Source organism: Streptomyces sp. NPDC014733 (assembly GCF_043083385.1).
Lineage (GTDB): Bacteria > Actinomycetota > Actinomycetes > Streptomycetales > Streptomycetaceae > Streptomyces.
The window spans coordinates 121,634-141,862 of sequence record NZ_JBIBYO010000003.1; the positions used below are offsets into that span (position 1 = coordinate 121,634).

Sequence of the window (20,229 nt, forward strand, 5' to 3'; positions counted from 1 at the left end):
GGCTCAGCCCAGGTCGCGGTTGCGGGTCTCCGGCAGCGCCAGCACACACAGCAGGGAGACCACGGCCGTCGCGCTGACGTACCAGCCCACCGACGCGGAGCCGAACGCCGGCTGGAGGCGGGTGGCGATCAGCGGGGAGACCGCACCGCCCAGCACGCCGCCCAGGTTGTAGGCGAGCGAGGCGCCCGAGTACCGCACGGTGGCGCCGAACAGCTCGGGCAGATACGCGCCCATCGGCCCGTACACCACGCCCATGCAGAACAGCGCGCCGCCGATGCCGAGGGCGATCAGCACCGGCTGCCCGGTGTCCAGCAAGGGGAAGAGCACCAGCCCCCACACCACGGCCAGCCCGGTGCCGGCGAGGACGAGCTTGCGCCGTCCGGCGCCGTCCGAGCGGGTCGCGGCCAGCCACGTCCCCGCGGCGAGGAAGAGACAGGCGACCAGCGACAGACCCAGCATCGTGTTCCGCGAGATGCCGAGGGTGCCGGTGGTGTAAGCGAGGCAGTAGGTCGTCGCCGTGTAGAAGAGGCCGTACGCGATGATCATGCCGCCGGCGCCGAGCAGCAGCTCCTTGGGGTGGCGCCGGAGGACGTCGAGCGCCGGGACCCGCCCGGCCTCCTGTGCCGCCCGCACCTTCGCGAAGACCGGCGTCTCACTGATCTTCAGCCGGACGAACAGCCCGACGCCGACCAGCAGGAACGACAGCAGGAACGGCACCCGCCAGCCCCAGGACCGGAACGCCGCGTCGTCCAGGACCGCCGACAGCAGCCAGAACACGCCGGTCGCCGCGAAGAACCCGACGGACGGACCCAGTTGCGGGAACGCCGCGTACAGCCCGCGGCGCCGCTTCGGCGCGTGCTCGACGGCGAGCAGCGCCGCGCCGCCCCATTCGCCGCCCAGCCCGATGCCCTGCACGAAGCGGAGCAGCACCAGCAGCAGCGGTGCCCAGATGCCGAGCGTGGCGTAGCCGGGCAGCAGACCGACGAACGCCGTCGACAGGCCCATCATCAGCAGCGATGCCACCAGGACGGACTTGCGGCCGATCCGGTCGCCGAAGTGCCCGAAGATCAGCGAGCCCAGGGGCCGGGCGGCGAACGCCACCGCGTAGGTGGAGAACGACGCGAGGGTGGCGTTCACCGGGTCGAGTCCCGGGAAGAAGGCGTCGTTGAGGACGAGGGCGGCGGCGGTGCCGTAGATGTAGAAGTCGTAGAACTCGATGGCCGTGCCGATGAAGGACGCCACCGCCACCCGGCGCAGGCTCTCCCCGCCGCCCTCCGGGGTGGCCGCGGCGTCCGCCGTCTCCGGCCCGTTCTTCACTGGTCTCGTATCGCTTCGCACGAGCCGCATGCTCTTGGCCGGCATGACGTGTAGTCAATAGATGGAATGCGGCGTCTCGAAGTATGGGATGCGGGGCTGTGTCTCCGGGCCGCGCCGCTACGGATATCGCAGGTAGCGGCGGCGCACGGCCCGGAAACGGGCCAGCTCCTGCTGCCAGGCGCCGACGACGTCCTCCGTCCCCGCGCCCTTGTCGATCATCGTGCGGACGGTCGCGGAACCGGTCAGCCGGTCGATGCCGAGGTCCGGCCGCCACGCGAAGCCGTCCCACACCTGCTTCGCCGTCACCAGCAGTGCGATGCCGGTGCGCACCGGGTCGAACGCCGCCCGGTCGCTCACGTGCAGCTGCACCCCGCCGACCGTCCGCCCCTCGAACTTCGAGAACGCGGGCGCGAAGTACGCCTCCCGGAAGTGCACGCCGGGCAGGGCGAGTTCACCGGCCGCCGCGGCCCAGCGCCGGTCGATGCCCTCCGCGCCCAGCAGCTCGAACGGGCGGGTGGTGCCGCGCCCCTCGGAGAGGTTGGTGCCCTCGAACAGGCAGGTCCCGGCGTAGACCAGCGCGGTGTCCGGGGTCGGCATGTTCGGGCTCGGCGGTACCCACGGCAGCCCGGTCGCGTCGAAGAAGTCGTCCCGCCGCCATCCGGACATCGCGACCGTCTCCAGCCGCACCCGGCGCCCCGCGTCCGCGGCCACGAACTCCTCGTTGAACAGCCGCGCCAGCTCCGTCACCGTCATCCCGTGCGCCTGCGCGATCGGTTTGCGGCCGACGAACGACGCATACGCCGGATCCAGCACCGGACCCGCGGCGTCCCGCCCGGTCACCGGATTGGGCCGGTCCAGCACCACGAACCGCTTGCCCGCCAGCGCCGCGGCCACCATGCAGTCGTAGAGCGTCCAGATGTACGTGTAGAACCGCGCGCCGACGTCCTGGATGTCGAAGACGACGGTGTCCACCCCGGACGCGGTGAAGACGTCCGCCAGCTCCTTGCCGCTCCTGCCGTACGTGTCGTACACCGGCAGCCCGGTCGCCGGATCGTCGTACCGCCCCTCCGAACCACCGGCCTGCGCGGTGCCGCGGAAGCCGTGTTCGGGGCCGAACACCGCACGCAGCCGCACCCGCGCGTCGGCGTGCAGCACGTCGACGATGTGGCGCAGCTCCGCGGTGACGCCGGTGGGATTGGTGACGATGCCGACGGAGTGGCCGTCGAAGAGGCGGTAGCCGTCGGCGGCGAGCCGGTCGAAGCCGGTGCGCACCGGGCGGCGGGCCGGGGAGCCCGGCGGTGCGGCGGCGGCGGTGGCGGGTGCGGCGGCGAGCGCCGCACCGGCGGCGCCGGTCGCGGCGAGCCGGCCGAGCAGCAGGCGTCGGGACAGGGTCATGCGCAGCCCTCCGGGAGCGGTGAGCGGACAGGGTCCGTGCCGAGCGCACCGTAACCCGGCCGCGCGCCCCGCGGAACGCGCCGGACATGGCGCGTCCGGCTCTTCCGCTGCCACATACCGACTGGTTAGTCTGCGTCCAGGGAAGTGCCGAACGACCTGGGGAGCCAGCGTGGAAGCCGTACGGGACAAGGCCGTCGTCGTGACCGGGGCGGGCGGAGGTATCGGCGCCGCACTGGCCCGCCGCTTCGCCGCCGAGGGCGCCCGGGTGGTCGTCAACGACCTCGACGCGGCCAAGGCGGAGCAGACCGCCGGAGAGCTCGGCGCCCTCGCCGTCCCCGGGGACGCCTCCGCGGTCGTCCCCGCCGCCCGCGAGGCGCTCGGCGGCGACATCGACATCTTCTGCGCCAACGCCGGCGTCGGCACCGGCGGCGGCCCCGGCGCGCCCGAGGACGACTGGGCACTGGCCTGGGACGTCAACGTCATGGCACACGTCCGTGCCGCCCGGGAACTGCTGCCCGGCTGGCTGGAACGCGGCGACGGCCGCTTCGTCTCCACCGTCTCCGCCGCCGGACTGCTCACCATGATCGAGGCGGCGCCCTACAGCGTCACCAAGCACGGCGCCTACGCCTTCGCCGAATGGCTGTCGCTGACCTACCGTCACCGCGGCGTCGCCGTCCACGCCATCTGCCCGCAGGGTGTCCGCACCGACATGCTCGCCGCGACCGGCGCCGCCGGGGAACTGGTCCTCACCCCCACCGCCGTCGAACCCGAGGCCGTCGCCGACGCCCTCTTCGACGCGATGGCCGAGAACCGCTTCCTGGTCCTGCCGCACCCGGAGGTCGCCGCGTACTACACCGCACGCGCCACCGAACCCGACCGCTGGCTCGGCAGCATGAACCGCCTCCAGCAGAAGCTGGAACAGACGGACGGCAGGTAGCCGCCCCGGGCGCGCGGCCCCCTGCCGCGCGCCCCAGCCGACGGGCCGCGCCCCCCGCACGGCCCGCCGGGGTGACCGACCACCACCCCGCCCTCCCCGCACGGCATCCGGCACCCGCCGGGCCCCGTACGCCACCGGCCCCGGGCCACCCGCGGCGGGCCCCGCACCAGGACGAAAGGGCCGCACCCGATGACCTCCTACCAGGACAAGCCGTGGCTGGCGCAGCTCACCGAGGCGCAGCGCGTCCCCGTCGACCCGCCCGCCTCCCTGCTCCACACCTTCCGCGACGCGGTCCACCACGCCCCCGACCGCACCGCCCTCGCCTACTTCGACGCCCGCCTCACCTACGCCGAGACCGACGCGCTCTCCGACGGCGTCGCCGCCCACCTCGCCGCCCGCGGCTTCCGCCCCGGCGACCGCGCCGTGGTGATGCTGCAGAACACCCCGCACTTCGTCCTCGCCCTCCTCGGCGTCTGGAAGGCCGGAGGTGTCGTCGTCCCCGTCAACCCCATGTACAAGGCCGGCGAGATGACCCATGTGCTCTCCGACGCCGAGGTCACCGCCGTCATCTGCGCCGACCGCACCTGGGACGCGTTCCTGCGCGAGACCGCCGCCCGGCAGCCGTCCGTCCGGATCGCCCTGACCGCCTGCGAGGCCGGGCTCCAGACCCGCGACGACGCCCGGGTGCTGCGCCCCGAACGCCTCGGCCCCCGGGACGGCGCCGACGACCTGCTGACCGCCGCCCGCAACACCGCCGCCGCGCCGGTCCCCGCCGTCGCCCCACCGGCCGCCACCGACACCGCGCTGATCAGCTACACCTCCGGCACCAGCGGCACGCCCAAGGGCGCCACCAACACCCACGGAAACCTCTCCTACAACGTCGAGCGGCAGCGCACCGGACTGGCGCTGCCCGCCGGATCGACCTACTACGCGCTCGCCCCGCTCTTCCACATCACCGGCCTGGTCTGCGAACTGGCCGGCGCCTTCGCCAACCGCGGCATCTGCGCGCTCACCTACCGCTTCGACGCGGGCGTCGTCCTGGACGCCTTCCTGGAGTACCGCCCGGCCTTCACCGTCGGCCCCTCGACCGCGTTCATGGCGCTGCTGGCCCACCCGGGCGTGACCCGCGACCACTTCGCCTCCTTCGCGATGATCGCCTCCGGGGGCGCGCCCGTACCGCCCGCCCTGGTGGCGGCGTTCCGCGCCGGATCCGGCTGCTACCTCCACAACGGCTACGGCCTGACCGAGACCACCGCCACCCTCGCCACCGTCCCGCCCGGCCGCGAGGCGCCCGTCGACCCGGAGTCCGGCACCCTCGCCGTCGGCGTGCCCGGCCCCGACGCCGTCGTCCGGATCGTCGACGAGACGGGCGCCGACGTACCGTTCGGCACCCACGGCGAGATCGTGGCCCGCGGCCCGCAGGTCGTCCCCGGCTACTGGCGGCGCCCCGACGCGACCGCGGAGGCGATACCCGACGGTGAACTGCGCACCGGCGACATCGGCTTCATGGACGCCGACGGCTGGCTCTACGTCGTCGACCGTAAGAAGGACATGATCAACGCCTCCGGCTTCAAGGTCTGGCCGCGCGAGGTCGAGGACGTCCTCTACACCCACCCGGCGGTGCGCGAGGCGGCCGTCGTCGGCATCCCGGACGCCTACCGCGGCGAGTCCGTCAAGGCGTACGTCAGCCTGCGGCCCGGCGCCGCCCCGGACCCGGCCGAGCTGTCCGGCCACTGCCGTGAGCGGCTCGCCGCGTACAAATGTCCCCGGGAGGTCGAGATCCTGACCGAGCTGCCGAAGACCACGAGTGGGAAGATCCTCCGGCGGGAGCTGCGTGACCGCACCCGCCCCGAAGGCAGCTGACCGGCCGGGCTCCCGCGAACGACCCGCGCAACGACGAAGGAACAGGTGACGGCGATGGCCGCAACGAAGGACGGCGACGGCACGAAGCCGGTGGCACAGCGGCTGCTGGCCACCGCCACCCACCTCTTCGCGGAGCGCGGCTACGACCGCACCTCCGTCCAGGAGATCGTCGACGCGGCGGGCGTCACCAAGGGCGCCCTCTACCACTACTTCGGCTCCAAGGAGGACCTGCTCCACGAGGTCTACGGCCGGGTGCTCCGCCTCCAGCAGGAGCGCCTGGACCACTTCGCGGACGCCGATGCGCCGGTGGAGCAGCGGCTGCGGGACGCCGCCGCCGACGTCGTCGTCACCACCATCGAGAACCTCGACGACACCAAGATCTTCTTCCGGTCGATGCACCACCTCGGCCCGGAGAAGGACAAGCAGGTACGGGCCGAACGCCGCCGCTACCACGAACGGTTCCGCGCCCTGATCGAGGAGGGCCAGCGCAGCGGCGTCTTCGCCGCCGACGTCCCCGCCGACCTCGTCGTGGACTACCACTTCGGCTCCGTCCACCACCTCGGCACCTGGTACCGCGAGGACGGACCGCTCACCCCGCAGGAGGTTGCCGAGCACCTGGCGGAACTGCTGCTGCGGGCACTCCGGCCGTAGCAAGCAGCGCCGGCTCGGCGGGGCTGCGCCCGCGGCTTCGGCCGGGCCTGCGCTGCCCCTTGCCGGGCGTGCCCCCGCGGCTTCGGCCGGGCCTGCGCTGCCCCTTGCCGGGCGTGCCACCGCGGCTTCGGCCGGGCCTGCGCCCGCTGCTTCGCCGGGCGTGCGCCGCACCCCGGGCCTTGCTCGTTACAGGTCGCTCCCCGGGAACATCGCCGCGCCGCCCCGCGTTGTGGCCCCGCAGGGGGCGCGCCCGACCCCTACGGGAGGCGTTCGACCACTCCCTACGGGGTACCGCCCACGCCTCACAGAGCACCGCCCACGTCCTACAGGTCGCCATCCGTACCGCCACTCCCGGCGGTACGGACAGCGACCCCGCGCGTTCCCCCTCTACCGGTACTGCTTCAGCTCCCGCCGCGCCAGCGACCGCTGGTGGACCTCGTCCGGGCCGTCCGCCAGCCGCAGCGTCCGGGCCGCCGCCCACAGTTCGGCCAGCGGGAAGTCCTGGCTGACGCCGCCCGCGCCGTGCAGCTGGACCGCCTTGTCGAGGATGTCGACGACGGTGCGCGGGGTGGCGATCTTGATGGCCTGGATCTCGGTGTGGGCACCCTTGTTGCCGACGGTGTCCATCAGCCAGGCGGTCTTCAGCACCAGCAGCCGCAGCTGCTCCACCGCGACACGCGCGTCCGCGATCCACTCCTGCACCACGCCCTGCTGGGCCAGCGGCTTGCCGAACGCCTCCCGGGACACCGCGCGGCGGCACATCAGCTCGATGGCGCGCTCCGCCATCCCGATCAGCCGCATGCAGTGGTGGATCCGGCCGGGGCCCAGCCGCGCCTGGGCGATGGCGAAGCCGCCGCCCTCCTCGCCGATGAGGTTGGCCGCCGGCACCCGGACGTTCTCGAAGACGACCTCGGCGTGGCCGCCGTGGTAGTGGTCCTCGTAGCCGTAGACCTGCATGGCCCGCTTGACGGTCAGGCCCGGGGTGTCGCGGGGGACCAGCACCATCGACTGCTGGCGGCGGATGTCCGCGCCGTCCGGGTCGGTCTTGCCCATCACGATGAAGATCCGGCAGTCGGGGTGCATCGCGCCGGAGATGTACCACTTGCGGCCGTTGATGAGGTAGTCGCCGGAGCCGTCGGCGGCCTTCTCGATCCGGGTCTCGATGTTGGTCGCGTCCGACGACGCCACGTCCGGCTCGGTCATCGCGAACGCCGAACGGATCTCCCCGGCGAGCAGCGGCTCCAGCCACTCCTTGCGCTGCGCCGCGCTGCCGAACTGCGCCAGCACCTCCATGTTGCCGGTGTCCGGCGCCGCGCAGTTCAGCGCGGTCGGCGCCAGCTGCGGGCTGCGGCCGGTGATCTCGGCGAGCGGGGCGTACTGGAGGTTGGTCAGCCCGGCGCCCAGCTCCGCGTCGGGCAGGAAGAGGTTCCACAGCCCCTGCCGCCGCGCCTCGGCCTTCAGCTCCTCCACCACCGGCGGCGTCCGCCACGGCGAGTCCAGCGCGGCGCGCTGTGCGTCCGCCGTGGCCTCCGCGGGCAGCACATGCTCGTCCATGAAGGCCAGCAGCCGCGCGCGCAGCTCCTCGGTACGGGCGTCGAATGCGAAGTCCATGGTGCTCAGCCTTCCTTGAGGGTGGTGAGTCCGTGGTGGATGAAGACCGGCACGAGTTCGCCGATCCGGTCGAACCCGGCGCCGACGGTCTGCCCGAGCGTGTACCGGTAGTGGATGCCCTCCAGGATCACCGCGAGTTTGAACCACGCGAACGCGGTGTACCAGGCGATCGCCGAGGTGTCCCGCCCGGAGCGCTCCGCGTAGCGGGCGATCAGCTCGTCCGGCCCCGGGTGGCCGGGCGCGCCGCTCGTGGTGGAGACCGGCGATTCGGCGAGCCCCAGGTCGGAGCTGTACATGGCCAGCAGCCCGAGGTCGGTCAGCGGGTCGCCGAGGGTGGACATCTCCCAGTCGAGGACGGCCGTCGGGGCGTCGTCCGCACCGATCAGGACGTTGTCGAGGCGGTAGTCGCCGTGGACGACGGACGGCGCGGGCGAGGCGGGCAGTGCCCGGCCCAGCCCCTCGCGGAGCGCCTCGATCCCCGGCAGGTCGCGGCCCCGGGAGGCGGCCAGCTGCTTGCCCCAGCGCCGTAGTTGCCGCTCCAGGAAGCCGTCCGGGCGGCCGAATCCGGTCAGCCCGACGGCCTCCGGGTCGACGGCGTGCAGATCCACGAGGGTGTCCACGAGCGACAGCACCACCGCCCGGGTCCGCTCGGCGCCCAGCGGCCGCAGCTGCTCCGCGGTCCGGTACGGCACGCCCTCGACCAGCTCCATCACGTAGAACGGCGCCCCGATGACGGACTCGTCCTCGCACAGCAGCAGTGTCTCGGGCACCGGTACCGGGGTGGGGTGCAGGGCGCTGATCACCCGGTGTTCGCGGCCCATGTCGTGCGCGGTGGCCAGGACGTGGCCGAGCGGCGGGCGGCGCACCACCCAGGAGGACGTGCCGTCGGTGACGCGGTAGGTGAGGTTGGACCGTCCGCCCTCGATCAGCCGGACGCGCAGCGGGCCCGCCGTCAGGCCCGGCCGTTCGCGCTCCAGATGGCGGCGGAGCGCCTCCGGGTCGAGTCCGGGCGGCGCCTGCGGGTCCGTGCCCGGTGGGGGAGGGGTGCCCTTGCTCATCGTGGTCCTCCATGCGGAGTGGACGGTCGGTCGGCGCCGTACGGGGACGGCGGCGCGGGGCGCCCGAGGGTCGTCTCCGGGCGCCCGCGTACGATCATGCCGACTAGTCGGTATGGAGTCCAGTGCCCCGGCGTGGGGGATGGGTCACGGGGCCCCGGGGCGGTCGTCCGAGAGGGCGCGCGGCGGACCGGCGCGCGCCGGGAGTGCGGCAGGCCGCCCCGCGCCCCCGGCGCCGTGTTCCCTCAGGCGTGACAGGCCACCGGCACCCCGCCGTTCAACGCGGTCATGTCGGCGAACACGGACCGCACATCCAGCGGCGCACCGGGCTCGGCGCCTTCCAACTCCGCGTAGGCGCGGTGCAGATTGGCCACCAGCCGCTCACTCTCGGCCAGCTCCGCGAACGGCCCGAGATCGGCGCCGGTGGCCGCCTCCAGCGGGCTCAGCCCCGCCGCGTGGCTGCGCCGCGCCAGCTCCTCGACGTACCGCAGATACGCCTCGACGGTGTCGTACACCTCCGGTCCGGTCACCGGCCCGTGGCCCGGCACCACCGTCGTCGCCTCCAGCGACCGCAGCAGCTCCACCGCGCGCAGCGACCCGGCCAGCGAGCCCATGAGCAGGAACGGTGTACCGCCGTGGAAGATCAGGTCCCCGGTGAAGACGGTGCGCCGCTCCGGCAGCCACACCACCGTGTCGCCCCGGGTGTGCGCGACGCCCGGGTGGATCAGCCGCGCCTCGATGTCGCCGGTGTGCAGCGTCAGCGCGTCCGTGTACGTCAGTGACGGCGGCGTCAGCACGATGTCGCCGAAGTCGTTGTCCGGCCACATCGCCTCCAACTGGTGCCCCGCGGCGAGGAGTTCGCTACGGCAGGCGGCGTGCCCGACGATGGTGGCCGCCGGGGCGAAGAGGGCGTTGCCGTAGGTGTGGTCGCCGTGGTGGTGGGTGTTGACGACGGTACGCGGCGCGGGCGCCCCGCTCTCCGCGATCCGCCGCGCCAGCAGCCGCGCCCGCCGCTCGGTCGCCGCCGTGTCCACCAGCAGCGTCGCCCCGCCGTCGGTCACCACCCCGGCGTTGTTCAGACACCAGCCGCCGTCGGGCTGGACGAACGCCGAGACGCCCGGGCTCAGTTCGGTCAGCCCCGGCTCGTCGGGGGCGGCGGGGGAGGCGGGTCCGGAGGGTCGGGGCATGGGGAGGCTCCTCGGGGTGGCGGTGGTACGTCGCCGCCCGGTGCGGGCCCGGCACCTCTCGGGCGGGCCACGGCATCTCCCGGCGCGGCGGCGCCACCGTACCGCCGGGGCGCGGGGCGGTGGCGTGGTGCTGACGCGTGGGGCGACGGACGGTCGGCGCGCGTTGCCGGGGGCCGCCGGCGCCGGGCCGGGCCCTGCGTCGTCGCAGGTGATAAACCTGGCGACAGCGGCGATCACCCCCGGGATACTGGTCGCCCATGGATGAGGTCGAAGTCGTCGTAGCCCATTCCGAGCGCGCGACCCTGCGCGTCGGCGAGGTGTTCCTGAAGGTGGACGCCGATCAGGCGCGCATCGACGCCGAGGTCGAGGCGATGTCCCTCGCGCCGGTCCCGACCCCGCAGGTCCTGTGGCGCAAGCCGCCCGTGCTGGCGCTCGCCGCACTCCCGGGGGCGACGCTCGGGCGCCTCGGCGGGCCGTCGACCGGGTCGCCGGCGGCGTGGGCCGCGGCGGGCGCCGCCATCCGGAAGCTGCACGACGCGCCGCTGCCACCCCGGCCCGGCCGGGCAGGCAGGAGCGCCGCCGAGCTGGCGGCGGAACTCGACGACGAGTGCGAGCTGCTCGTGACGCGCGGCCTCCTCCCCGCCGACCTGGTCACCCGCAACCGCCGTGTCGCCGAGGCCGCACTCCGGCCGTGGACGCCGGCGTTCACACACGGTGACCTGCAGATCGCGCACGTCTTCGTCGACGACGACGAGGTCACGGGCATCATCGACTGGTCCGAGGCTGGCCGGGGCGATGCCCTGTACGACCTCGCCACCTTCACCCTCGGACACGAGGAGCACCTCGACGACGTCCTCGCCGGCTACGGCACCGGCATCGACCTCGACGTCATCCACGCGTGGTGGTCGCTGCGCAGCCTGCTGGCGGTTCGCTGGCTGATCGAGCACGGCTTCGACCCGTTCACGCCGGGCTGCGAGGTCGACGTGCTGAAATCCCGGATGTGAGACCGCACCGGCAGGCCATCCCCGAGCCGAAGCCCCCCTCCTGGGGCAGAGACTCCCGGCGGATCCCCGGTACACGGCACGGACGGGATGGCGCCCAGCACGGACGGGGTGCCGCCCAGCATTGTGCGGCCTTCCGGACGCCGACGAGCTGGACGCCGCGGGGGGCGCAGGACGACCGGCCGCAGCGGCTCGATCCCCGCCCACGGCCCGTTGTCGATCTCGCGGCCCGGTAGCGGTCTTCCTCGCCGATCTCCCACGGTCCGGCAGCGGTCTTCCCCGCCCTGCCCAGCTGCCGCCCCCTTCGACCGGGCACCAACGAGAACTGACGGATCGTCGTCCCCGGAGGCCCGGAGGCCCGGAGGCCCGGAGGCCCGGAGGCCCGGAGGCCCGGAAACCTCCTTCAGTGAGGACTCGTGAAGGTGGCCCGACCCGCCGCTGAGGCAGCTCCGCCCGCCACCGCGGCTCGCGCCCCTCAGCCCCCGCCCACCAGGACCACCCCGCCCAACACCGCCAACACCACCGTGCACAGCGCCGCGAGACCCGCCCCGCGGGCCCCCAGCACCGGTGGGCGGCCCGCCGCCATCGCCCGCATCCGGCCCTGTGCCACCAGCCCGAACACCAGCCACACCACCCCCGTCAGCGCCACCGCCCCGGCCGTCACCGCACCCGGGGCCACGGACTGCGTCAGCCGCCGCACGGCCAGCACCACCACGACCGTGCAGGAGAGCGTGGTCCGCCGCCACGCCAGCCGGGTGCGCTCCGGCTGCAACCCGGGGTCGCGCGTCCCGGACCCCTCCGGTGCCGTGCCCATGGTCAGCGCGTCCAGCCGATCGCGACGAGCGCCACCATCGCGGCGGCCAGCAGTCCCACGAAGACCGCCAGCAGCGACGGGAACCGCGACACCGGCAGATCCTCACCGCGCCGCATCGCCCGCTCGCACCGCACCCAGTGGTTCACCGCCCGCACCGCACACAGCGCCCCGGCCACCAGCAGCGCCACCGTGAAGACCGTCCGCAGCCCCGGATGCAGCCGCGGCAGGAACTGATCCACCGCGAAACCGCCGCCGACCAGCGCGAGCCCGGTCCGCAGCCAGGCCAGCAGCGTCCGCTCGTTCGCCAGCGAGAAGCGGTAGTCGGGCGTCCGCCCCTCCTCGCCGATCCGGGCGGGCGACCACCACAGCCGCACCGTCTCCCGCACCGACCGCAGATCGACGCTCACGGCCGCGCCCCGGCCCGCCCCGCCGTCATCGGCGGGCCCCGCCGGCGCGCCACTCCCGCAGCCGCCGGTACGCCGCCACCCCGTCCGGCGTCCACGCCCACTCCGTCAGCCGCCGCTCCAGCTCCTCCTCGGTGACGAAGGCGTGCCAGGCCACCTCCGACTCCTGCGGCGCCACCGGCAGCGTGCACCGCACCTCGTACACCGCCGACCACCACGAGCCGCCGTCCCCCTCGTAGAGGAACGAGAAACGGTGCTCGGGCCGGTCGAGACCCCGGACGCCCAGCTCCTCCTCGGCCTCCCGCAGCGCCGCGTCGTCGTAGCTCTCCCCGGCGCCGACCACCCCGCCGACGAACATGTCGTGATGCCCGGGGAAGACCAGCTTCCGGTCCGTTCTGCGGTGGATGAAGATCCGGTCCTCGGCGTCCCTGACCAGGATGAACGTGCATCGGTGCCGAAGGCCCCGGGCATACGCCTCGCCGCGCGGCGCCTGGCCCACCACCCGGTCCTGCTCATCGACGATGTCGAGCACTTCGTCCGCGTCGAGCGGTTGCTGATCGGTCATGCCGCCATGCAATCACCGGCGCCCCGCCGCCGGAACGCCGGGCCCCGCCGCCCGCCTCAGCGCGGCGCCGGCGCCTGCGCCCGGGGGTGCGGCGGCCCCGAGCCGGGCGGCATCGCCGGATGCCGTCCGATCAGCACGATCCCCACCACGATCGCCACGATCCCGGCCGCCTGCCAGGCCAGCGCGCCCGGCGTCACCCGCAGCTGGTCGCCGAGGAACCCGACGCCGCACGCGATCCCGGCCAGCGGCTGCGCCGCCGTCAGCGCCGGGAGCGACAGCCGCAGCGGCGCCGTCTCGAACGCGCTCTGCACCAGCACCAGCGCCGTCACCCCGAGCGCCACCACCGCGTACGGCTGCCAGCTCGTCGCCACCGCCGTCCAGCCGCCGGTGTTGAACCGGTCCCCGCTCATCCGAGTCAGCGCGTCCTGCAACCCGTACAGCAACCCCGCAGCGGTGCCCAGCAGGGCCGCCTCCAGCGCCATCCACATCCGCTTCGCGACCGCCGTCAGCAGCAGCGCCGTGCCCAGGACCACGCCGATGATCACCCACTGCCGCAGCAGATCGGGGGTCGCCCGCCCGCCGTGCGGCTGCCCCGCCACGATGAACGCCGTCACCCCGCCGGCGAGCAGCCACAGTCCGGCCCATCCGCTGCGCCCCAGCCGCTGCCGGGTCAGCCACCGCGACAGCACCATCGCGAACAGCAGATTGGTCGCCAGCAACGGTTCGACCAGCGTGATGTCGCCCATCCCCAGCGCGACCGCGCCCAGCGCCATCCCGCACACCATCAGCCCGATACCGGCGAGCCAGAGCGGCATCCGCGCCAGATCGAGCAGCAGCCGCAGCGAGAGGAAGTCCTTCATCGGCGCGTGCTGTGCGGCCGCCTGCTGGAGGACGAACCCCAGGCCCAGGCAACAGGCCGCACCGAGGGCCAGCAGAATCACGGTCACGGACACGGACATACACCTCGTATCGGGCGGAGTGGAGGTGAGGCCGAGGATAGCCACCCGGCCCGCCCGTCGCGGTGGCCGCCGTCGCGTCGGCCTGCCGCGCCGCGCCACCCCGCCGCGCACCGGCCCGAACCGCCCGCCACCACCCATGCCGACCGGTTGGTACGACCTGTTGACGCCCGTACGGACCTGCGCCGAGTATCGGATCACCACGGCATCCGGGACCTCCGGCGCGCCCCGGTGAGGAGAGCTGACGATGGCGTACGACGCTGATGTGATCGTGATCGGAGCGGGTCTGGCCGGCCTCGCGGCCACCGCGGAACTGGCCGACGCGGGACGGAAGGTGATCCTCCTCGACCAGGAACCCGAACAGTCCCTCGGCGGCCAGGCCCACTGGTCCTTCGGCGGCCTCTTCCTCGTCGACTCACCCGAGCAGCGCCGCCTGCGCATCCGCGACAGCCACGACCTGGCCTGGCAGGACTGGCTCGGCACCGCCGGATTCGACCGCCCCGAGGACCACTGGCCCCGCAAGTGGGCCGAGGCGTACGTCGACTTCGCCGCCGGCGAGAAGCGCCCCTGGCTGCACCGCCAGGGCGTCCGCTTCTTCCCCGTCGTCGGCTGGGCCGAACGCGGCGGCTACGACGCGACCGGCCACGGCAACTCCGTCCCCCGCTTCCACATCACCTGGGGCACCGGCCCCGGCCTCGTCGCCCCCTTCGCCCGCCGGGTGCGCGCCGGCGCCGCCCGCGGCCTGGTGGACCTCCGCTTCCGCCACCGCGTCACCGGCCTGACCGCTACGGGCGGCGCCGTCGACACCGTCAGCGGCGACATCCTCGTCCCCTCCGACGCCGAACGCGGCACGCCCAGCAGCCGCGAGACGTCCGGCGCCTTCAGCCTCCGCGCCCAAGCCGTGATCGTCACCTCCGGCGGCATCGGCGGCAACCACGACCTGGTCCGCGCCAACTGGCCGGAGCGGCTCGGCACTCCGCCGCGCCACATGCTCTCCGGCGTCCCCGCACACGTCGACGGCGCGATGCTCGGCGTCGCCGAGAAGGCCGGCGCCCGCCTCATCAACCGCGACCGGATGTGGCACTACACCGAGGGCATCGACAACTGGAACCCGATCTGGCCGCAGCACGGCATCCGGATCCTCTCCGGCCCGTCCCCGCTCTGGCTGGACGCGACCGGCAAACGCCTGCCGGTGCCGCTCTTCCCCGGCTTCGACACCCTCGGCACCCTCGACCACATCATGCGCACCGGCCACGACCACACCTGGTTCGTGCTCACCCGCAAGATCATCGAGAAGGAGTTCACCCTCTCCGGCTCCGAGCAGAACCCGGACCTGACCGGCAAGTCCGTCCGCGACGTCCTCGGCCGCGCCCGCGGCGGCGCCCCCGGCCCCGTCCAGGCGTTCCTCGACCACGGCAGCGACTTCCTCACCGCCCGCACCCTGCCCGCACTGGTCCGTCAGATGAACGACCTGACGGGCGAACCGCTGATCGACGAGGCCGCACTGCACCGCGAAATCGCCGCCCGCGACCGCGAGATCGACCACCCCTTCACCAAGGACCTCCAGGTCACAGCCCTGCACGGCGCCCGCAAATACCTCGGCGACCGCCTCATCCGCACCGCCGCCCCGCACCGCCTCCTCGACCCGAAGGCGGGCCCGCTCATCGCGGTACGCCTCCACATCCTGACCCGCAAAACCCTCGGCGGCCTGGAGACCGACCTCTCCTCCCGCGTCCTGACCGCCGACGGCACCCCCCTCCCCGGCGTCTACGCGGCAGGCGAGGCCGCCGGTTTCGGCGGCGGCGGCGTCCACGGCTACCGCTCCCTGGAAGGCACCTTCCTCGGCGGCTGCCTCTTCTCGGGCCGCACCGCGGGCAGGGCGGCGGCCCGGGCGGTCGCCTGACCGGGCAGGACGAGGCGCCGGTACGGGGCGGGGCACGGGGGCTTCCGGTACGGCGCGGGCGCTACGGAGCGGTCGGGCCGGCCGCGCCACGGACGGGTGCGGCGCGACCGCCGGCGCCACCCCGCGCGGCGGCGCCCCCCGGCCCACCCGCGCCGTAGGGCACGGCGGACTCACCCCTCCAGCGCCTCCCGTACCCGCCGCGACACCGTGAACGCGTACAGATCCAGCACCCCGGGCGGCTCGGCGAGCCCCGGCCCGCCGGCCCGTATCCACGCCGCGATGTCCGTCAGCGCATCATCGTCGTTGACCAGCCCCAGCCACACCGGACGACCGCCCGCGGCCCGCCCGGCGGCCGACGGCTGCACCACGACGACGTTCGCCTGATCGCAGACGTCCAGGCACTCCGACGCCCGCACCGGCGCGGCGCCGCCCAACGCCGCCCGCAGCCGCGGGATCTGCCCGGCATGATCGACGCCGGGAACCTTCGCCCCGTCGCCACAGCAGCAACCCCGGCAGACGGTGACCCGGCACGGAGCTTCGGCGGCCACCCGCCCGGAACGCTTGGCACTCATCCGGCCCATGCTACGTGCGCCGTCGACGGCCCCTCCGTCCGCGCCGCCCGCGGCCCGACCCGCACCGCCGGAGACGGCGTCCACCGGCCCGCCGCCCGCCCGGAACGAGCCCGCCGGAGCCCTCAGAAGTGCCGCACCAACTCGCCGAACGCCCCGAGCCGCAGCACCTTTCCGTCCGCCGGATCCAGCTCCGCGTGCTCCAGCACCCACGTCCGGTCGTGCGGGATGAAGACGGCGTTCAACCCCGCCGACCGGGCCGGAAGGATGTCCGACCGCGGCGAGTTGCCGATCATCCACGTCTCCGCGGGCGCCACGCCGTACTCCCGCACCAGCTCCTCGTACGTGGTGACGTCCTTCTCCGGCACGATGTGCACGCCCCGGAAATGCTTGCTCAGCCCCGACGCGTCCACCTTGCGCCGCTGCTCCTCCACCTCACCCTTGGTGAGCATCAGCAGCTCATGACGGACGGCCAGCTCCGCCAGCGTCTGCGGTACCCCGTCGATCAGCTCCACCGTCCCGCCGTCGAACGCCGCCGCCCACCCCTCGATCCGCGCCGCCTCCCGGGCGTTCGCCGGGCGCCCCCGCAGCCGCGCCAGACACTCCCCGAGACTGCGCAGGAACACCTTGCTGCCGTACCCGTGCGTCACCGCGTTCGCCGCCTCGATCCCGTCGAGCACCGCCCGCACCTCGTCCCGCCCGAGCCCGGGACGCGCCATCCACTCCGTGAACTCTTCGATGACCCGCTCGAAGATCACGTTGTTCTCCCACAACGTGTCATCCGCATCAAAGATCAACATCCGCGCACCCTTCCCGTCCCACACCCCACCCAACGGCGCGCACGCTACGTGCCGGGACCTGCCGACGCACCGGAATTACGGGGGAGCGCGCCGCGGGTACGGGGCCCGGGCCCCCTCGGCCTCCGACCCACGGAGGCAAAAAAGAAAGACCCCAGATCAACTGGGGTCTTCCGCTGGTGTCCGAGGGGGGACTTGAACCCCCACGCCCGATAAAGGGCACTAGCACCTCAAGCTAGCGCGTCTGCCATTCCGCCACCCGGACAAGGTGTCTGCCGTTCCGGCCTGGGCCGTTCCGACAGAGAAAACAATAGCAAACCTTTCGGGGTGCTCGATCACCCGCACGTCGCAGCCGGTCTGCGCCTGTGACCAGGGCATGTCGGCCGTATTGCGGCCTTGGGTGGAGCCCGTCCCGGGGGGAGGATGGCGGTGGACCCCGCCGCGGCCGGTCCCTGGGGCGTGCCGCGGCCGTGAACCCCCCAAGGAGGCAACGTGAGCGAGTCACAGCCGGCCCGTACGGTCACCGGTGAGGACGAGGTCGTCGACCTGTGCCGGGACCTGATCCGGATCGACACCAGCAACTACGGCGACCACTCCGGACCCGGCGAGCGCGCCGCGGCGGAGTACGTGGCGGAGAAGCTCGCGGAGGTCGGGCTGGAGCCGCAGATCTTCGAATCCCACCCGGGCCGGGCCTCGACGGTCGCCCGTATCGAGGGGGAGGACAGCTCCCGTCCGGCCCTGCTCATCCACGGTCACACCGACGTCGTCCCGGCCAACGCCGACGACTGGACCCACCACCCGTTCTCCGGCGAGATCGCCGACGGGTGCGTCTGGGGCCGCGGCGCCGTGGACATGAAGGACATGGACGCGATGACGCTGGCGGTCGTCCGCGACCGGATGCGCTCCGGCCGCAAGCCGCCCCGCGACATCGTCCTGGCCTTCCTCGCCGACGAGGAGGCCGGCGGCACGTACGGCGCCCGCCACCTCGTCGACAACCACCCCGGTCTCTTCGAGGGCGTCACCGAGGCGATCAGTGAGGTCGGCGGTTTCTCGTTCACCGTCAACGAGAACCTGCGGCTCTACCTCGTCGAGACGGCGCAGAAGGGCATGCACTGGATGAAGCTCACCGTGGACGGCACCGCCGGACACGGGTCGATGATCCACCGCGACAACGCCATCACCGAACTCTCCGAGGCCGTCGGCCGGTTGGGCCGTCACGAGTTCCCGGTGCGCGTCACCAAGACGCTCCGCCATTTCCTGGACGAACTGGGCGACGCCCTGGGCACCGAACTCGACCCGGAGAACATGGAGGACACGCTGGCGAAGCTCGGCGGCATCGCCAAGCTGATCGGCGCCTCCCTCAAGAACACCGCCAACCCCACCCAGCTCGGCTCCGGTTACAAGGTCAACGTCATTCCCGGCCAGGCCACCGCCCATGTCGACGGCCGCTTCCTGCCCGGTTACGAGGAGGAGTTCCTGGCCGACCTCGACCGTCTCCTCGGCCCGCGCGTCAAGCGGGAGGACATCCACGCCGACAAGGCGCTGGAGACCAGTTTCGACGGCGCCCTGGTCGAGGCGATGCAGTCGTCGCTGCTGGCCGAGGACCCGATCGCGCGGGCCGTGCCGTACATGCTCTCGGCCGGTACCGATGCCAAGTCGTTCGACCGGCTGGGCATCCGCGGCTTCGGGTTCGCGCCGCTGAAGCTGCCGCCGGAGCTGGACTTCGCGGGCATGTTCCACGGTGTGGACGAGCGGGTGCCGGTGGACGGGCTGAAGTTCGGCGTCCGTGTGCTGGACCGTTTCATCGACGCGAGCTGATCATCCCGGCAGGGGGTGAACTGCCCAATACTGAGGGGTTTTTCGCTGGAAAGAGTGAATGCTGAGTCATCCTCGTAGCCTGTAAGTCCTCCGCATCGTTGCAGGCTGTGCGGTCCGCGGCTGGGACCGCACTGCCAAACGTAGGAGGACTTACATGATCAAGAAGGTCGTCGCTGCCGCGGCGCTCACCGGTGGATTTGTGCTCGCCGGCGCGGGCCTGGCCGTTGCCGACTCGGGAGCCGAGGGGGCCTCTGTCGGCTCCCCGGGCGTGGTCTCCGGCGACGTGATTCAGGTTCCGGTGCACCTCCCGGTGGAGGTCTGCGGTAACACGGTCTCCGTGATCGGGCTGCTGAACCCCGCCTTCGGCAACACCTGCATCAACGACTGACGTCGCATCTGCACCCGCAAGGGTCCGATCCGGTTGGCTCCGGAGCGCCTCGCGTTCCGGAGCTGCCGGGGATTTCCGCGGGCGGCGTCCTTCCGCGTCCGTCCGCATTCGCAAGGCACGAGGCAGGGGAACAACCTATGAGACAGGTCGCACGCAAGGGCCTGATCACCGTGGCGGCTGCAGGCGGCATCCTCGCCGCCACGGTGGGCTACGCACACGCCGACGCGGGCGCCCAGGGTGGCGCAGCGCACTCACCCGGCGTCGCATCCGGCAACAATGTGCAGGTCCCGGTGCATGTACCGGTCAACGCCTGCGGCAACACCGTCAACGTCGTCGGTCTGCTCAACCCGGCGATGGGCAACAGCTGCGTCAACGGCTCCGGTGAGCACCGGACTTCGCCGGGTGGCGGTCACCACGACGAGGGCGGCACGCCCGCGGGTCAAGGCGGAGAGCAGAGCGGGCACGGCGGCGCGACCGCCGAGGGCGGCGCCGTCGGTTCGCCGGGCGTCGGGTCCGGCAACAACGTCCAGGTGCCGGTCGACATCCCGGTGAACGCCTGCGGCAACAGCGCCGACGTCGTCGGTCTGCTCAACCCCGCGTTCGGCAACGAGTGCGGCAACGACGCCGTCCCGACCCGCCCGGCGGAACCGACCGAGCCGGGTCACCCGGCGAAGCCCGGGAATCCGGAGCAGCCGCACCACCCCGGTGAGCCGGTGAAGGAGCACCCCTCCACACCGTCCACGCCGGGACCGCGGCCGCAGACGGCGTCGCACGTCAAGATCGCCGACACTCCGGAGCCGCCGCGTGAGCTCGCGCACACCGGCGCCGAGTCGATCGGGTACGCGGCCTCGGCCAGTGCCGGTCTGATGCTCGGTGGTGCCCTGCTCTACCGCCGGGCCCGCGCCGCACGCAGGTGAGGTAGCGCCGACACGGCATCGCAGGACGGAGCGGGCCCCGCACACCGGCGGGGCCCGCTTCGCGTTGCCGTGAAAGGCCGT

At 73.3% G+C, this 20,229-nt stretch carries 19 protein-coding genes and 1 tRNA gene; 8 read left to right on the plus strand and 12 right to left on the minus strand.

Annotated elements, in window-relative coordinates; translation table 11 throughout:
• Positions 1–3: 3 nt before the first annotated feature.
• Together ACF1BH_RS08800 and ACF1BH_RS08805 are read right to left on the minus strand one after the other, a co-directional pair.
• A complete protein-coding gene (locus tag ACF1BH_RS08800) occupies positions 4–1,317 on the minus strand; it encodes an MFS transporter (RefSeq protein WP_391642184.1) in 1,314 nt (437 codons plus the stop codon).
• Positions 1,318–1,434: 117 nt separating this feature from the next.
• Positions 1,435–2,712: an exo-beta-N-acetylmuramidase NamZ domain-containing protein gene (locus ACF1BH_RS08805; protein ID WP_391641729.1), complete on the minus strand. Its 1,278-nt coding sequence runs from the start codon at positions 2,710–2,712 to the stop codon at positions 1,435–1,437.
• 169 nt (positions 2,713–2,881) lie between these two features.
• On the opposite strand from ACF1BH_RS08805, the gene ACF1BH_RS08810 reads away from it, so the two are divergent.
• The 3 genes from ACF1BH_RS08810 to ACF1BH_RS08820 all read left to right on the plus strand — a co-directional run bounded on the left by ACF1BH_RS08810 (position 2,882) and on the right by ACF1BH_RS08820 (position 6,163).
• Positions 2,882–3,649, plus strand: a complete 768-nt coding sequence (locus ACF1BH_RS08810; protein ID WP_391641730.1) for an SDR family oxidoreductase — start codon at positions 2,882–2,884, stop codon at positions 3,647–3,649.
• A 189-nt stretch (positions 3,650–3,838) separates the two neighbouring features.
• Positions 3,839–5,512, plus strand: coding sequence for a class I adenylate-forming enzyme family protein (locus ACF1BH_RS08815; RefSeq protein ID WP_391641731.1), 1,674 nt, complete (start codon positions 3,839–3,841; stop codon positions 5,510–5,512).
• A 54-nt stretch (positions 5,513–5,566) separates the two neighbouring features.
• Entirely contained in the window at positions 5,567–6,163 is a 597-nt protein-coding gene (locus tag ACF1BH_RS08820) for a TetR/AcrR family transcriptional regulator (RefSeq protein ID WP_391641732.1), read from the plus strand.
• A 387-nt stretch (positions 6,164–6,550) separates the two neighbouring features.
• Here the strand turns inward: ACF1BH_RS08820 and ACF1BH_RS08825 are convergent, their stop codons facing one another.
• The 3 genes from ACF1BH_RS08825 to ACF1BH_RS08835 all read right to left on the minus strand — a co-directional run bounded on the left by ACF1BH_RS08825 (position 6,551) and on the right by ACF1BH_RS08835 (position 10,016).
• Entirely contained in the window at positions 6,551–7,774 is a 1,224-nt protein-coding gene (locus ACF1BH_RS08825) for an acyl-CoA dehydrogenase family protein (RefSeq protein WP_391641733.1), read from the minus strand.
• Between the two features lie 5 nt (positions 7,775–7,779).
• The gene (locus ACF1BH_RS08830) at positions 7,780–8,832 is read right to left on the minus strand and encodes a phosphotransferase family protein (protein ID WP_391641734.1); all 1,053 of its coding nucleotides are present in this window, start codon (positions 8,830–8,832) and stop codon (positions 7,780–7,782) included.
• A gap of 242 nt (positions 8,833–9,074) precedes the next feature.
• The gene (locus tag ACF1BH_RS08835) at positions 9,075–10,016 is read right to left on the minus strand and encodes an MBL fold metallo-hydrolase (RefSeq protein ID WP_391641735.1); all 942 of its coding nucleotides are present in this window, start codon (positions 10,014–10,016) and stop codon (positions 9,075–9,077) included.
• A gap of 257 nt (positions 10,017–10,273) precedes the next feature.
• On the opposite strand from ACF1BH_RS08835, the gene ACF1BH_RS08840 reads away from it, so the two are divergent.
• Positions 10,274–11,020, plus strand: coding sequence for a phosphotransferase family protein (locus ACF1BH_RS08840; protein WP_391641736.1), 747 nt, complete (start codon positions 10,274–10,276; stop codon positions 11,018–11,020).
• A 472-nt stretch (positions 11,021–11,492) separates the two neighbouring features.
• Here the strand turns inward: ACF1BH_RS08840 and ACF1BH_RS08845 are convergent, their stop codons facing one another.
• From ACF1BH_RS08845 to ACF1BH_RS08860, 4 genes are read right to left on the minus strand one after another with little or no spacing between them, the layout of a single operon-like run.
• On the minus strand, positions 11,493–11,831 hold the full coding sequence (locus ACF1BH_RS08845; RefSeq protein WP_391641737.1) for a DUF202 domain-containing protein: 339 nt from the start codon (positions 11,829–11,831) through the stop codon (positions 11,493–11,495).
• Positions 11,832–11,833: 2 nt separating this feature from the next.
• Entirely contained in the window at positions 11,834–12,226 is a 393-nt protein-coding gene (locus tag ACF1BH_RS08850) for a YidH family protein (protein ID WP_391642185.1), read from the minus strand.
• Positions 12,227–12,263: 37 nt separating this feature from the next.
• Positions 12,264–12,800, minus strand: a complete 537-nt coding sequence (locus ACF1BH_RS08855; RefSeq protein WP_391641738.1) for an NUDIX hydrolase — start codon at positions 12,798–12,800, stop codon at positions 12,264–12,266.
• Positions 12,801–12,856: 56 nt separating this feature from the next.
• The gene (locus tag ACF1BH_RS08860; protein ID WP_391642186.1) at positions 12,857–13,747 is read right to left on the minus strand and encodes a DMT family transporter; all 891 of its coding nucleotides are present in this window, start codon (positions 13,745–13,747) and stop codon (positions 12,857–12,859) included.
• A gap of 256 nt (positions 13,748–14,003) precedes the next feature.
• Between ACF1BH_RS08860 and ACF1BH_RS08865 the strand changes: the two genes are divergently transcribed.
• On the plus strand, positions 14,004–15,659 hold the full coding sequence (locus ACF1BH_RS08865; protein ID WP_391641739.1) for an FAD-binding dehydrogenase: 1,656 nt from the start codon (positions 14,004–14,006) through the stop codon (positions 15,657–15,659).
• Between the two features lie 170 nt (positions 15,660–15,829).
• Here ACF1BH_RS08865 and ACF1BH_RS08870 read toward each other — a convergent pair whose 3' ends face one another.
• From ACF1BH_RS08870 to ACF1BH_RS08880, 3 genes are all read right to left on the minus strand, one after another.
• Positions 15,830–16,231, minus strand: a complete 402-nt coding sequence (locus ACF1BH_RS08870; protein ID WP_391641740.1) for a (2Fe-2S) ferredoxin domain-containing protein — start codon at positions 16,229–16,231, stop codon at positions 15,830–15,832.
• A gap of 122 nt (positions 16,232–16,353) precedes the next feature.
• Positions 16,354–17,028, minus strand: a complete 675-nt coding sequence (locus ACF1BH_RS08875) for an HAD family hydrolase (protein ID WP_391641741.1) — start codon at positions 17,026–17,028, stop codon at positions 16,354–16,356.
• A gap of 174 nt (positions 17,029–17,202) precedes the next feature.
• Positions 17,203–17,290, minus strand: a tRNA-Leu gene (locus tag ACF1BH_RS08880).
• A gap of 227 nt (positions 17,291–17,517) precedes the next feature.
• On the opposite strand from ACF1BH_RS08880, the gene ACF1BH_RS08885 reads away from it, so the two are divergent.
• The 3 genes from ACF1BH_RS08885 to ACF1BH_RS08895 all read left to right on the plus strand — a co-directional run bounded on the left by ACF1BH_RS08885 (position 17,518) and on the right by ACF1BH_RS08895 (position 20,148).
• Complete coding sequence (locus tag ACF1BH_RS08885) at positions 17,518–18,843, plus strand: M20/M25/M40 family metallo-hydrolase (protein WP_391641742.1); 1,326 nt, start codon at positions 17,518–17,520, stop codon at positions 18,841–18,843.
• A 154-nt stretch (positions 18,844–18,997) separates the two neighbouring features.
• Positions 18,998–19,231, plus strand: a complete 234-nt coding sequence (locus tag ACF1BH_RS08890) for a chaplin (protein WP_391641743.1) — start codon at positions 18,998–19,000, stop codon at positions 19,229–19,231.
• Between the two features lie 137 nt (positions 19,232–19,368).
• On the plus strand, positions 19,369–20,148 hold the full coding sequence (locus ACF1BH_RS08895; protein ID WP_391641744.1) for a chaplin: 780 nt from the start codon (positions 19,369–19,371) through the stop codon (positions 20,146–20,148).
• The last annotated feature ends 81 nt before the right edge of the window (positions 20,149–20,229 follow it).

Excerpts from the sequence above, each read along its gene's own strand:
- ACF1BH_RS08805 (WP_391641729.1), bottom strand. The coding sequence starts at position 2,712 with ATGACCCTGTCCCGACGCCTGCTGCTCGGCCGGCTCGCCGCGACCGGC.
- ACF1BH_RS08815 (WP_391641731.1), top strand. The coding sequence starts at position 3,839 with ATGACCTCCTACCAGGACAAGCCGTGGCTGGCGCAGCTCACCGAGGCG.
- ACF1BH_RS08820 (WP_391641732.1), top strand. The coding sequence starts at position 5,567 with ATGGCCGCAACGAAGGACGGCGACGGCACGAAGCCGGTGGCACAGCGG.
- ACF1BH_RS08825 (WP_391641733.1), bottom strand. The coding sequence starts at position 7,774 with ATGGACTTCGCATTCGACGCCCGTACCGAGGAGCTGCGCGCGCGGCTG.
- ACF1BH_RS08830 (WP_391641734.1), bottom strand. The coding sequence starts at position 8,832 with ATGAGCAAGGGCACCCCTCCCCCACCGGGCACGGACCCGCAGGCGCCG.
- ACF1BH_RS08835 (WP_391641735.1), bottom strand. The coding sequence starts at position 10,016 with ATGCCCCGACCCTCCGGACCCGCCTCCCCCGCCGCCCCCGACGAGCCG.
- ACF1BH_RS08840 (WP_391641736.1), top strand. The coding sequence starts at position 10,274 with ATGGATGAGGTCGAAGTCGTCGTAGCCCATTCCGAGCGCGCGACCCTG.
- ACF1BH_RS08845 (WP_391641737.1), bottom strand. The coding sequence starts at position 11,831 with ATGGGCACGGCACCGGAGGGGTCCGGGACGCGCGACCCCGGGTTGCAG.
- ACF1BH_RS08855 (WP_391641738.1), bottom strand. The coding sequence starts at position 12,800 with ATGACCGATCAGCAACCGCTCGACGCGGACGAAGTGCTCGACATCGTC.
- ACF1BH_RS08865 (WP_391641739.1), top strand. The coding sequence starts at position 14,004 with ATGGCGTACGACGCTGATGTGATCGTGATCGGAGCGGGTCTGGCCGGC.
- ACF1BH_RS08870 (WP_391641740.1), bottom strand. The coding sequence starts at position 16,231 with ATGAGTGCCAAGCGTTCCGGGCGGGTGGCCGCCGAAGCTCCGTGCCGG.
- ACF1BH_RS08875 (WP_391641741.1), bottom strand. The coding sequence starts at position 17,028 with ATGTTGATCTTTGATGCGGATGACACGTTGTGGGAGAACAACGTGATC.
- ACF1BH_RS08890 (WP_391641743.1), top strand. The coding sequence starts at position 18,998 with ATGATCAAGAAGGTCGTCGCTGCCGCGGCGCTCACCGGTGGATTTGTG.
- ACF1BH_RS08895 (WP_391641744.1), top strand. The coding sequence starts at position 19,369 with ATGAGACAGGTCGCACGCAAGGGCCTGATCACCGTGGCGGCTGCAGGC.